The sequence below is a fragment of the Promicromonospora sp. Marseille-Q5078 genome, assembly GCF_050315395.1.
Taxonomy (GTDB): domain Bacteria; phylum Actinomycetota; class Actinomycetes; order Actinomycetales; family Cellulomonadaceae; genus Isoptericola.
Genome location: NZ_JBNPQG010000001.1, coordinates 2,636,018 through 2,647,578, shown reverse-complemented (window position 1 = coordinate 2,647,578; position 11,561 = coordinate 2,636,018). Strand labels below are relative to the sequence as shown.

Annotated in this window: 13 protein-coding genes; 7 read left to right on the top strand and 6 right to left on the bottom strand. The window is 71.3% G+C overall.

Annotated elements, in window-relative coordinates; genetic code table 11:
• Window positions 1-16: 16 nt before the first annotated feature.
• From ACQFYA_RS12330 to nadA, 3 genes are all read right to left on the bottom strand, one after another.
• Window positions 17-553 carry an acyl-CoA thioesterase gene (locus tag ACQFYA_RS12330; RefSeq protein ID WP_499127525.1) on the bottom strand — a complete coding sequence of 179 codons (537 nt, stop codon included), beginning with the start codon at window positions 551-553 and terminating at the stop codon, window positions 17-19.
• Between the two features lie 62 nt (window positions 554-615).
• Window positions 616-1,215, bottom strand: a complete 600-nt coding sequence (locus ACQFYA_RS12325) for a DJ-1/PfpI family protein (protein WP_499124525.1) — start codon at window positions 1,213-1,215, stop codon at window positions 616-618.
• A 55-nt stretch (window positions 1,216-1,270) separates the two neighbouring features.
• Complete coding sequence (gene nadA / locus ACQFYA_RS12320; RefSeq protein ID WP_499124523.1) at window positions 1,271-2,488, bottom strand: quinolinate synthase NadA; 1,218 nt, start codon at window positions 2,486-2,488, stop codon at window positions 1,271-1,273.
• A 122-nt stretch (window positions 2,489-2,610) separates the two neighbouring features.
• On the opposite strand from nadA, the gene ACQFYA_RS12315 reads away from it, so the two are divergent.
• Both ACQFYA_RS12315 and ACQFYA_RS12310 read left to right on the top strand, forming a co-directional pair.
• On the top strand, window positions 2,611-3,099 hold the full coding sequence (locus ACQFYA_RS12315; RefSeq protein ID WP_499124521.1) for a glycerate kinase: 489 nt from the start codon (window positions 2,611-2,613) through the stop codon (window positions 3,097-3,099).
• Between the two features lie 89 nt (window positions 3,100-3,188).
• On the top strand, window positions 3,189-3,539 hold the full coding sequence (locus ACQFYA_RS12310; protein ID WP_499124519.1) for a HesB/IscA family protein: 351 nt from the start codon (window positions 3,189-3,191) through the stop codon (window positions 3,537-3,539).
• A gap of 64 nt (window positions 3,540-3,603) precedes the next feature.
• Here the strand turns inward: ACQFYA_RS12310 and ACQFYA_RS12305 are convergent, their stop codons facing one another.
• Both ACQFYA_RS12305 and ACQFYA_RS12300 read right to left on the bottom strand, forming a co-directional pair.
• Window positions 3,604-3,936, bottom strand: coding sequence for a sulfurtransferase TusA family protein (locus ACQFYA_RS12305; protein WP_499124517.1), 333 nt, complete (start codon window positions 3,934-3,936; stop codon window positions 3,604-3,606).
• Window positions 3,933-5,144 carry a cysteine desulfurase family protein gene (locus ACQFYA_RS12300; protein ID WP_499124515.1) on the bottom strand — a complete coding sequence of 404 codons (1,212 nt, stop codon included), beginning with the start codon at window positions 5,142-5,144 and terminating at the stop codon, window positions 3,933-3,935. Before ACQFYA_RS12300 ends, ACQFYA_RS12305 begins: the two co-directional genes overlap by 4 nt.
• 367 nt (window positions 5,145-5,511) lie before the next feature.
• On the opposite strand from ACQFYA_RS12300, the gene ctaC reads away from it, so the two are divergent.
• The 5 genes from ctaC to ACQFYA_RS12275 all read left to right on the top strand — a co-directional run bounded on the left by ctaC (window position 5,512) and on the right by ACQFYA_RS12275 (window position 10,674).
• Window positions 5,512-6,435 (top strand): aa3-type cytochrome oxidase subunit II, encoded by a 924-nt coding sequence (gene ctaC / locus ACQFYA_RS12295; RefSeq protein ID WP_499124513.1) that lies wholly within the window; start codon window positions 5,512-5,514, stop codon window positions 6,433-6,435.
• Window positions 6,435-8,267, top strand: coding sequence for an aa3-type cytochrome oxidase subunit I (gene ctaD, locus ACQFYA_RS12290; protein WP_499124512.1), 1,833 nt, complete (start codon window positions 6,435-6,437; stop codon window positions 8,265-8,267). Before ctaC ends, ctaD begins: the two co-directional genes overlap by 1 nt.
• On the top strand, window positions 8,264-8,665 hold the full coding sequence (locus tag ACQFYA_RS12285; protein WP_499124510.1) for a cytochrome c oxidase subunit 4: 402 nt from the start codon (window positions 8,264-8,266) through the stop codon (window positions 8,663-8,665). The genes ctaD and ACQFYA_RS12285 overlap by 4 nt, the downstream gene beginning before the upstream one ends.
• Before the next feature lie 187 nt (window positions 8,666-8,852).
• Window positions 8,853-9,686: an SCO4651 family lipoprotein gene (locus ACQFYA_RS12280; RefSeq protein ID WP_499124508.1), complete on the top strand. Its 834-nt coding sequence runs from the start codon at window positions 8,853-8,855 to the stop codon at window positions 9,684-9,686.
• A gap of 214 nt (window positions 9,687-9,900) precedes the next feature.
• Entirely contained in the window at window positions 9,901-10,674 is a 774-nt protein-coding gene (locus ACQFYA_RS12275; protein ID WP_499124506.1) for an SCO4651 family lipoprotein, read from the top strand.
• 131 nt (window positions 10,675-10,805) lie between these two features.
• Here ACQFYA_RS12275 and ACQFYA_RS12270 read toward each other — a convergent pair whose 3' ends face one another.
• Window positions 10,806-11,432 carry a superoxide dismutase gene (locus ACQFYA_RS12270; RefSeq protein WP_499124503.1) on the bottom strand — a complete coding sequence of 209 codons (627 nt, stop codon included), beginning with the start codon at window positions 11,430-11,432 and terminating at the stop codon, window positions 10,806-10,808.
• Between the last annotated feature and the right edge of the window lie 129 nt (window positions 11,433-11,561).

The window sequence follows — 11,561 nt, the reverse complement described above, 5'->3', positions numbered from 1 at the left end:
GGGCGACCGGCCGCGCTCAGGCCCGGTCGGCGTCCCGGTGCGCGACGTCGACGGCACGGGCCCACGCGGCCACGTCGTCGGGCAGGTCGGGGCTCCGTGGCGGGGCGTCCTCGCCCATGAGCGCGACCACGTCGGGGGCGGGGACGCGGGCGTTGCCGGGGCCGAGGAAGCGCCCCGCGACGAGGCCGCGCGCGTAGAGCCGGCCCTTGCCGGTGAAGACCTGCTCGATGTAGACGACCCGCTCGTCCCAGCCCAGCAGCCGGGTCGTGATCTCGAACCGGTCCCCGAGCTGCAGCGACCGCTTGTAGGTCATCGTCGAGGCGGCGACGACCGGGTACCACTTGCGGTCGCCGATCTTGCCGAAGCCGTCGATGTCGGCGATGAAGTTCGACCGGGCGACGTCCATCATCTGCAGGTACGAGCCGTTGTTGACGTGCAGGTACAGGTCGAGGTCGCCGGGGTGCACGCGCATCCGCGTCACGGACGGGTCGAGCAGGCCCTGACCGGGGACCGGCTTGCGCGGTCGCAGGGAGGCCCAGGTGAGCTGGATCATTCGGGTCACGCGAGCAGGCTATATCGGCAACTTCCGGTACCAGATACCTTCGCGCGCCGACGTCAGACCGGGGGAGCGGGGTCGTACTGGATCGCACGGCGCACGGCCCGGGCGACCTCAGGCGACTCCAGGCGGGCCACCAGGTGCAGGGCCATGTCGATCCCGGCCGAGACCCCCGCCGCCGTCACGACGTCCCCGTCGTCGACGAACCGGGCCTCCGTGTCCACCACGACGCTCGGGTCGATCTCGGCCAGCTCGTCGTAGTGGTCGCGGTGCGTGGTCGCCGGGCGCCCGGCCAGCAGGCCCGCCGCGGCGAGCACCAGCGCCCCCGTGCACACGCTCGCCAGCACCGGCGTCTGCACGCGCACCTGCCGCAGCCACTCGAGGTGGTCGGGGTCCGCGATCATCGTGCGCGTGCCCCAGCCGCCCGGGTAGACGAGCACGTGCAGGGGGCCGACGTCGTCGGCGGAGTGTGCCGGCACGACGCGCAGTCCCTTCGCCAGGCGCACGCCGTCGCCGTCGCGCGAGAAGGTGCTCACGTGCGGCTTGAGAGCCGAGTGCTGCTCCCAGGCGGCCAGCACCTCGAACGGCCCGACGACGTCGAGCTCCTCCGCGTCGTCGAAGACGAGGATGCCGATGTGGAGCCCGCCGTCGGTGCTCATGACCTCTCCCGTGTGCGTCCCGTGCGTCCCGTGCTCGATCCGGCCGCGCCGTCGGTCAGATCCCCGGCAGCGCCAGCATCTGGTCGAGCGCGACGCGCGCCCAGTGGGCGTCGTCGGCGTCGACCACGATCCGGTTGACCACGCGCCCCTCGGCCAGCGACTCCATCGCCCACACCAGGTGCGGCAGGTCGATGCGGTTCATGGTCGAGCAGAAGCACACGGTCGAGTCCAGGTAGTGCACCTGCTTGTCCGGGTGCGCCTTGGCGAGGCGCCGCACCAGGTTGAGCTCGGTGCCGATCGCCCAGGAGCTGCCGGGCTCGGCCGACTCCAGGGCCTTGATGATGTACTCCGTCGAGCCGACGCGGTCGGCGGCGTTGACCACCTCGTGCCGGCACTCGGGGTGCACCATCACCTCGACGCCCGGCACCTTCGCCCGGACGTCCTCGACGTTGCGCGCGGAGAACCGCCCGTGGACCGAGCAGTGCCCCCGCCACAGGATCATGCGCGCGTCGCGCAGCTGCTGCTCGGTGAGCCCGCCCAGCGGCTTGCGCGGGTCGTAGACGACGCAGTCGTCCAGGCTCAGGCCGAGCTGGAGGACGGCGGTGTTGCGGCCCAGGTGCTGGTCGGGCAGGAACAGCACCTTGCCGGTGCCCTCGACGCCGCCCACGCGCTCGAACGCCCAGCGCAGCGCGACCTGCGCGTTGGACGACGTGCAGACCGTGCCGTCGTGGCGACCCGTGAACGCCTTGATCGCCGCGGTCGAGTTCATGTACGTCACCGGCACGGTGTCGTCGGCGATGCCGACGTCCTGCAGCACGGCCCACGCCTCCTCGACCTGGCCGATCTCGGCCATGTCCGCCATGGAGCAGCCGGCGGCGAGGTCGGGCAGCACGACCTGCTGGGCGTCGGAGGTGAGGATGTCCGCGCTCTCGGCCATGAAGTGCACGCCGCAGAACAGGACGAACTCGGCCTCCGGCCGGGCGGCCGCCTCGCGCGCGAGCTTGAAGGAGTCGCCCGTGACGTCGGCGAAGTCGATCACCTCGTCGCGCTGGTAGTGGTGCCCGAGCACGAAGGCGCGCTCGCCCAGCGCGGCGCGCGCGACGCGGGCGCGCTCCACCAGGTCGGGGTCCGACGGGGACGGCAGGGCGCCCGTGCACTCGACGCCGCGCTCGGAGGCGAGGTCGCGGCCCTGGCCGAGCAGCAGCAGTGCGGAGGGAGCGGGCTCGGCGAAGCCGGTCGTGGTGCCCGCGGTGTCGTTCAGCAGGGTGGTCACCCGCTCATGTTTCCACAGCGCAGGCGTGGGCGAGGCCGTCCGTCCGCCCGCGACCGGTGCTCGCGCCGCGGTCCCGCCGCGGTTCCTGCCGCGTCGTCGGGGGGATGTGCCACGATCGCGGGATGCACGTGCTGCTCTGCGTCGGCGAGGACGACGACACGCTCGGCCACGCGCTCGCGACGGCGTGGCGCGACGCCGCGCCCCGGTGCGTCGTCGAGGCGGTCGCCCTCCCCGGCCCCGTGCCACCCGCGGGCGGCATCCCCGACGGGGACGGCCGCGCGGGCGCCGGCGTGTTCGTCCCCCTCGAGTCGCTCGGCCTGGCGAGCGCGACCCGCGAGGAGTCGCCGCTGGACCGCCGGGTCACGACCGCCGACCTCGTCGTCGTGCACGTGGCCGTCCTGGACGCCACGACCCTGCACGAGGGCCGCGTGCCGGCCGCCGTGCGCGCCGCGGCCCCGCTCGCCGTGCCGGTCGTGGTCCTGGCGGGCGGCAGCGAGGTCACGCGCCGCGAGTGGTCGGGCGCCGGCGTCAGCGGTCTGCACGAGACGGGGACGGACGTGGTGGCGGCCACGGCGCGCGTGGCGCGCACCTGGGCGCCGTCGTGGGCCTGACGCCGCGCCTGTGAGCCGCGTCGTCGCGCACGGCAGATTCGCGCGTAGGATCGGGAACAGCCGCACCGGTCCGCATGTTGGAGGGAAGCATGACCGACACCACCGAGATCGCCACGCACGGCGTGGACCTGTCCGACGTCGCCGCCGACAAGATCCGGAGCCTCCTCGAGCAGGAGGGCCGCGACGACTTGCGTCTGCGTGTCGCCGTCCAGCCCGGGGGCTGTTCCGGACTGATCTACCAGCTCTACTTCGACGAGCGACTGCTCGACGGTGACGCGCTGCGCGACTTCGACGGCGTCGAGGTCGTCGTGGACCGCATGAGCGTGCCCTACCTCGAGGGCGCCGCGATCGACTTCGCGGACACGATCGAGAAGCAGGGCTTCACGATCGACAACCCGAACGCCGGGAGCTCGTGCGCGTGCGGCGGCTCCTTCAGCTGAGCCGCTGACCTGACTCCGACGGCCCGGCCGCCCTCGTGGCGGCCGGGCCGTCGTTCGTCCCGGCTCAGGTCGCGCCGCCGAGGCGCACCGTCAGCGCCCAGGTCGGGAGGCCGTCCTCCTGCCGGGCCTCGGGCGTCGGGCCGGTCATCGTGTGGCCGCGCATCCGCGCCCACGCCGGCACGTCCAGTCGGGCAGCGGGGTCGGTGGCCAGCACCGTCACCAGCGTGCCCGGTGCCAGGTCGCGCGCGGCCGCAGCGAGCCTGATCACCGGCAGCGGGCAGCGCAGCCCGCGCGCGTCGACCATGACGGGGGCCCCGGGGCCCCTGTCCCCGCCCTCGTCCATGTTCTCGGCCCCGTTCTCGGCACCGTTCTCGGCACCGTTCTCGGCAGTGCTCACAGCCCGTCCACCCCGAGCACGTCTCGCACGCGCTGCACGGCGCCCGGCAGCACGGCCAGGAACCGGTCCACGTCGTCCTCGCTCGTCGTCCGGTCGAGCGCGATCCGCACGTTGCCGTGCGTGAGCACGCCCATCGCCGCGAGCACGTGCGACGGCTCCAGCGTGCTGGCGGTGCACGCGGAGCCGGAGCCGACGGCGAAGCCGGCCCGGTCGAGCTCGGTCAGCAGGGCCTCGCCGTCGACGTAGAGGCAGGAGAAGGTCACGACGTGGGGGAGCCGGTCGTCCGGGTCGCCCACCACCTCGACGTCGGGGATCGCGGCGGCGGCGGCGCGCACGCGGTCCGCGAGCGCGCGCCGGCGGGCGTCCTGCGCGGCGCGGTCCGCGACGACGGCCTGCAGCGCGACGGCGGCGGCGAACGCCGCGGGCACGCTCACCCCGCCGGGGGCCCACGGGTCGGCGTCCTCCGGGCCGGGCGGCACCGTCCGCACGCGCTGGCGCACGGCGAGCACGCCCACGCCGGCCGGGCCGCCCCAGTCGGCCGGCTGGGCGGCGAGCACGTCCCAGGCGTCCGGGACCTCGTCGTGGCCGAGGCTGGAGCCGGCGTCCACCACGAGGGGCACGCCGGCGGCGCGCGCGGCGTCGTGGGCGGCCGGCAACGGCTGGCGCGTCCCGACCTCGCCGTTGGCGTGCTGGAGCGCGGCCACCGCGACCCCCGGTCGGGCGAGGGCGGCGCGGAACGCGTCGAGGTCCACGCGGCCGTGGCGGTCGGCGTCCACCGTCACCCGACGGGCGTGGCGTTGCTCCGCGGCGAGGGAGGCGGCGTGCAGCACCGCTGCCCGCTCGGTGGCGCCGACGACGACGTCGCCGCCCGCGCGGTGGCGCGCCGTCGCCGTGCCGAGCACCGCCGCGTGCAGCGAGGCGACGTGGCTGGGCGTGAACCGGACCTCCTGGGTGCGTGCGCCCAGGACGTCGGCCACGGCCTCCCGTGCGCCGTCCAGGAGCCGGGCGGCGCGCCGGCCCTCCGTGTGAAGACGGCGCGGGTCCGCCCACCCGTCATCGAGGGCCTGCACGAGCGCCTGGCGCGCGAGCGGGTGCAGCAGGGCGCCGCCCCCGTTGTCCAGGTGCACCCGCGCGGCGGGCGTCGAGACGGCGGACGCGGACGAGACCGCGGGGGAGAGGCTCTCGGGGGGATCGGTGGTGTCCGTCACAGGGCTGCTCCGTGGGGTGCGACGTGCGGCGCGACCTCCGACGGGCGGCGCGCGAGCGGGCGCGCGACCCGCGCCCGGGGCACGATCGTGCCATCTTCCGCGGGTCCCGGCGCCGCGTCCGCCGCGGAGGCGCCCGGGCGACGATCTGACACCCCGAGGGAACGATCTGACATGCCGAGAGGGTCTGTGTGCAACCGGCAGATGTGGACGTCCCGTGCGGAAAGAGTCACGTCCCGACGGGGCTTTCGCGGCGTCGAACCTGCTCCGGGCGCGCTAGGCTGCATCACATCGAGGACGAAGGTCCCGTCTGTGCGCCCGCCCCTCAAGGCCGCGGCGTTCGGGCAGGACGTGACGTGAAAGGCCTCCCTTGCACTCGAAGAGCCCCACCCGCACCCGGCGGGTCATCCTGCGCGCGACGGTCATCGCCGGTGCCGTCGCGGTGTTGGCGTCCGGTTGTGCCAGCGACTCCGTCAAGCGCGGATACCTGCCCGGCTACAGCGACGGGGAGGTGACCAACCAGACCGAGCGCATCACCAACCTCTGGGTCGGCTCCTGGATCGCAGCGCTGATCATCGGTGTCATCACCTGGGGCCTGATGCTGTGGTGCGTCGCGGCCTACCGCAAGCGCCGCAACGACCATCAGCTCCCGGTCCAGACGCGCTACCACATGCCCCTCGAGATCATGTACACGGCCGTGCCGACCATCATGATCCTGGTCCTGTTCTTCTACACCGACCGCGACATGTCGGCCGTGCAGGACACCAGCGCCGAGCCGGACGTGAACATCCAGGTCATCGGCAAGCAGTGGAGCTGGGACTTCAACTACCTGGACGACGGCGTCTACGACAGCGGGCAGCACCTGCTGGACGTCGGCGGCCAGACGGTCGAGGACGAGGTCGACGGCCAGCGGGGCACCTCGCAGGACGCGCCGACGCTCTACCTGCCGGTCAACCAGTCGGTCGAGTTCACGCTGGACTCCCGCGACGTCATCCACTCGTTCTGGATCCCGGCCTTCCTGTACAAGCAGGACATGGTCCCGGGCCGCACCAACACCTTCCAGGTCACCCCGACCCGCGAGGGCACCTACGCCGGGAAGTGCGCCGAGCTCTGCGGCGAGTTCCACTCCGGCATGCTGTTCAACGTCAAGGTCGTCTCGCAGGACGAGTACGACGCTCACATGGATGACCTGCGCGACGCGGGCCAGACGGGCGAGCTCGGGCTCGACCTGAACCGCCAGCAGCACGACGCGAACTCCTCGCAGGACGAGACGCTCCCGGAGGTCGAGAACTGATGGCCGCCACGACAGCCACCCCGCACGACGTCGAGGTCATCCCCGGCCTCTCCCCGAAGCGTCAGACGCTCGGCCGCACCGTGGTCAAGTGGATCACCTCCACCGACCACAAGACGATCGGGTACCTGTACCTCATCACCTCGTTCATCTGGTTCGCGGTGGGAGGCATCCTCGCGCTGCTGATCCGTGCCGAGCTGTTCATGCCCGGCATCCAGATCGTGCAGAGCAAGGAGCAGTACAACCAGCTCTTCACCATGCACGGCACGATCATGCTGCTGCTGTTCGCGACACCGCTGTTCGCGGGCTTCGCCAACGTGATCATGCCGCTGCAGATCGGCGCGCCGGACGTCGCGTTCCCGCGGCTCAACATGTTCGCCTACTGGCTGTTCCTCTTCGGCGGGCTCATCGCGGGGGCGGGCTTTTTCACCCCGCAGGGCGCCGCGTCCTTCGGCTGGTTCGCCTACGCGCCGTTGTCCAACACGACGTTCAGTCCAGGGCTAGGCGGAGATCTCTGGGTGTTCGGCCTCGCGCTGGCGGGCTTCGGCACCATCCTCGGTGCCGTCAACTTCATCACGACGATCATCACGATGCGCGCGCCGGGCATGACCATGTTCCGGATGCCGATCTTCACGTGGAACACGCTCGTCACGAGCCTGCTCGTGCTGATGGCCTTCCCGCCGCTGGCCTCCGCGCTCTTCGCGCTGGGTGCCGACCGCCGGCTGGGCGCCCAGGTCTTCAACCCCGACAACGGCGGGGCGATCCTGTGGCAGCACCTCTTCTGGTTCTTCGGCCACCCCGAGGTGTACATCATCGCGCTGCCGTTCTTCGGCATCGTGTCGGAGATCTTCCCGGTCTTCAGCCGCAAGCCGATCTTCGGCTACAAGACGCTGATCTACGCGACGATCGCGATCGCCGCCCTGTCCGTGACCGTGTGGGCGCACCACATGTACGTCACCGGCGCCGTGCTCCTGCCGTTCTTCTCCTTCATGACGATGCTGATCGCCATCCCGACGGGCGTGAAGTTCTTCAACTGGATCGGCACGATGTGGCGCGGGAAGCTCACGTTCGAGACACCCATGCTGTGGTCGATCGGCTTCCTCGTGACGTTCCTCTTCGGCGGCCTGACCGGCATCATCCTGTCGAGCCCCGCCCTGGACTTCCACCTGTCCGACTCGTACTTCGTCGTGGCGCACTTCCACTACGTCGTCTTCGGCACCGTGGTGTTCGCGATGTTCGCGGGCTTCTACTTCTGGTGGCCCAAGTTCACCGGACGCATGCTCAACGAGCGGCTCGGCAAGGTCCACTTCTGGATGCTGTTCGTCGGGTTCCACATGACCTTCCTCATCCAGCACTGGCTGGGCGTCGAGGGCATGGCCCGCCGGTACGCGGACTACATGCCCGAGGAGGGCTTCACCTGGGAGAACCAGGTGTCGACCGTCGGGGCGTTCCTCCTGGCCGCGTCGACCCTCCCGTTCCTCTGGAACGTGTACACCACCTGGCGCAACGCGCCGCGGGTGACGGTCGACGACCCGTGGGGCTTCGGTCGCTCGCTCGAGTGGGCGACCAGCTGCCCGCCGCCGCGGCACAACTTCACGTCGCTGCCCCGCATCCGCTCCGAGTCGCCCGCCTTCGACCTGCACCACCCCGAGGTCGCGGCCATGGAGCAGGCGCCCGGACACGGAGGGCTGGACGCCATCTACGGCGACCCGGACCGCCAGGGCCACCAGCAGCTCGTCGAGGAGCGTCGCGACAGCGCGCAGTCGGCGGCAGCGCAGTCGACCACGACCGTGATCGACGACGAGCGTCCTGACGAGGAGGAGAACCGCAAGTGAAGATCGAGATCAAGCTCTTCCTGTTCCTCGCCCCCTTCTTCGTCGTGGTGGGCGTCATCTACGGCGTCGTCACGCACTTCCAGGAGCCGGTCGGCTTCCTCGGCATCCCGCTCGTGGGTGCGCTGGTCGCGATGGTCGGCGCCTACCTCGCTCTGACGGCGCGGCGCATCGACCCGCGGCCCGAGGACGACGAGGAGGGCGAGATCGAGCAGGGCGCCGGCGACCAGGGCGTGTACTCGCCGTGGAGCTGGTGGCCGCTGGTCATCGCCGGTTCCGCAGCGATCGCCTTCCTCGGCCTCGCCGTCGGCTGGTGGGTGCTGTACGTCGGCTTCATCCTGGGCGTCATCGGCCTCGTCGGCTGGGTGTTCGAGTTCAGCCGCGGGCAGCACGCGCACTGACCGCAGACGCAGCACGAAGGGCCCCTCACGCAGCTTCGCGTGAGGGGCCCTTCGTCGTCTCCCGGGGGTGGGACGAGTCCCGGACACGGATCGACAACGATCGTGTGCGGGTCGCGGGGGTTCCGTTCACCCCACGCGTCCACCGTGATGGAATGAAATCTCACCATTCCCTGAGAAGGAGCAGCGCGTGCGCGTCCCCCAGAAGACCATGGCCCTGGCGTCGGCGGGCCTGGTCGCCCTCGCCCTGAGCGCCTGCGGGAGCGAGGGCCCGGCGGCGTCCTCCTCCGGCGGTGACGGCGGCCAGGAGCAGGCCGCCGAGGTCACCACGGCGTCGAACCTCACGGACCTCGCGGCGCAGATGCAGGCCGCGCAGGAGACGGCCTCCACCTCGCACATGGAGATGACCTACAGCGGCGAGCTCGCCGATGCTGCGGGGATGAGCGAGACCACCACCTCCGCGGACCTCGAGTACGGCGCCACCCTCGAGGAGTCGTCGATGCAGATGTCGATGGCCGTCATGGGCATGGACATGGACATCATCCTCGTCGACGGCACGATCTACATGTCCATGGGCGAGATGACGCAGGGCAAGTACCTGTCGCTGACCATGGAGGAGATGGCCGAGGACCCGACGATGTCGGGCACGTTCGACTCGATGGAGTCGATGGACGCGGCCGCCCAGGCCGAGGCGATGGCCGACGCGGTGACGTCCTTCGAGCACACGGGCACCGAGAAGGTGGGCGACGTCGAGACGGACGTCTACACGATGACGGTCGACCCGACGAAGCTCGAGGCGGGCACGGCCGGCATCGACGAGACGACGGCCGACCAGGTGGGGGACATGTCCCTGGTCTACAAGGTCGACCCGGACGGGCTGCCCGTGGAGGCCGACATCACCATGGAGGTCGGCGGCCAGGAGATGGTCGTCGAGTCGGCCTTCAGCAAGTGGGGCGAGCCTGTCGACATCACGGCGCCCGCCGACGACGAGGTCGTCCCGTACTCGGAGTTCGGCCAGGGCTGAGCGCCCGGCCGCACCCCGCCGCGACAGGGCCCCGCTCTCCGGAGCGGGGCCCTGTCGGCGTCGTGATGGGGTGGTTCGTTGCGATTCGATACCGATGCCCGGAACGTCGACTGGGCGTCCCTCCCACGTGGTCGGATGGTGCCTCACCACTCACCTTGAGGAGCATCACGTGGGCGTCGCGCACCAGAAGAACACGGTTGTCGGGTCGGTATCGGTGACGGTTGTCGCGATCGTGGCCGGTGCGGCGCTGCTGGGCGGCTGTGCCCAGGGGCGCGACAGCGACGCTGCTGTGCCGGGCGCCACCGTGTCCACCGCGGCACCGTCCGAGGATGCCGCCGTGCCGGTCGCACTGACTGCCGCGGACTTCATGGACCGGGTCGTGGCGACGCAGACACGGCACCACACGGTACGCGTGGCGATCACGTCGGACGCCGGCCTGGACCTGAGCGCGCAGACGACGCTCGGGGAGCTCGGCCCGTTCCGGATGAGCGCGACCGGGACGTTCGACGGACGGAAGATGGACCTGCGGGTCGACGGCGACACCCTGTACGCCACCTCGCCGGACTTCGACGGGATGTGGCTGAAGGGCGACCTGTCCGACCCCGCGGACACGCTCGGGGCGGGCGTCGGCGACGCGCTCCATGTCGACCCCACCCGCCAGCTGGAGGACCTGCGCGGCGCGGTGACCGACGTGGTGCATGTCGGGCCGGAGGCGATCGAGGGGGAGCCCGTCGAGCACTACGTGGTCACCGTCGACCCCGCCAAGGTGACGGGTGATACCGCGGCGAGCCTCGCCCCGCTGCAGGACATCACCGAGATCGACTACGACTACTGGATCGACGGGCGAGACCGGGCACGGCGGGTCAGCTTCGAGCTGGTCGGCCACACGACCAGAGTGGACCTGACGGGGTGGGACGAGCAGCTGGTGCTCGAGCTCCCGGCCCCGGAGATGGTCGCGAGCCCGGAGGATCTCGGTCTCGCGGGATAGCGCGCCGCCGGACACGACAGGGCCCGGTCGGAGAAGTTCCGACCGGGCCGTTGCCGTGCGTCAGCGATCCCCTACCGCTGGTCGAGCGTGTCGAAACAAGGTCACGGCACGCTCGACCGGCGGAAGGGTGATCAGGCGGGGACGATGAGCCCGGCGGTCTGGGTGCGGGCGCGCTGCAGGCGGGCGGTGACGTCCTGCCAGTTCGCGATGTTCCACACGGCCTTGACGTAGTCGGCCTTGACGTTGAGGTAGTCGAGGTAGAAGGCGTGCTCCCACATGTCGAGCATGAACAGCGGGGTGATGCCGACGGGCACGTTGGCCTGCTGGTCGAAGAGCTGGAAGATCGCGAGGCGCTTGCCGATGGAGTCCCAGCCGAGCACGGCCCAGCCGGAGCCCTGGATGCCGGTGGCGGTGGCGGTGAAGTGGGCCTGGAACTTGGCGAAGGAGCCGAACTGGTCCTTGATGGCCTCGGCGAGCTCGCCCTCGGGCTCGCCGCCGCCCTCGGGGGACAGGTTGTGCCAGAAGACGGTGTGGTTGGTGTGGCCGCCGAGGTTGAACGCGAGGTTCTTCTCGTGCAGGTTCACCGCGGCGAGGTCGCCGGAGTCGCGGGCCTCGGCGAGCTTGTCCAGGGCGGTGTTGGCGCCCGCCACGTAGGTGGCGTGGTGCTTGTCGTGGTGCAGCTCCATGATCTTGCCGCTGATGTGCGGCTCGAGGGCGCTGTAGTCGTAGGGCAGGTCAGGAAGCGTGTAGACAGCCATGCTGGTTGTACCTCCGGTTGTGCGTGCCGCACGTCGTGGCCGGTGTGCGGCGGGGGACGTCGTCGAGGGCTGAGCTCCGGCCGGGCTCACCGGTCGGGAACGACGACGGCCCGCGCGCCCCGCCCGAGA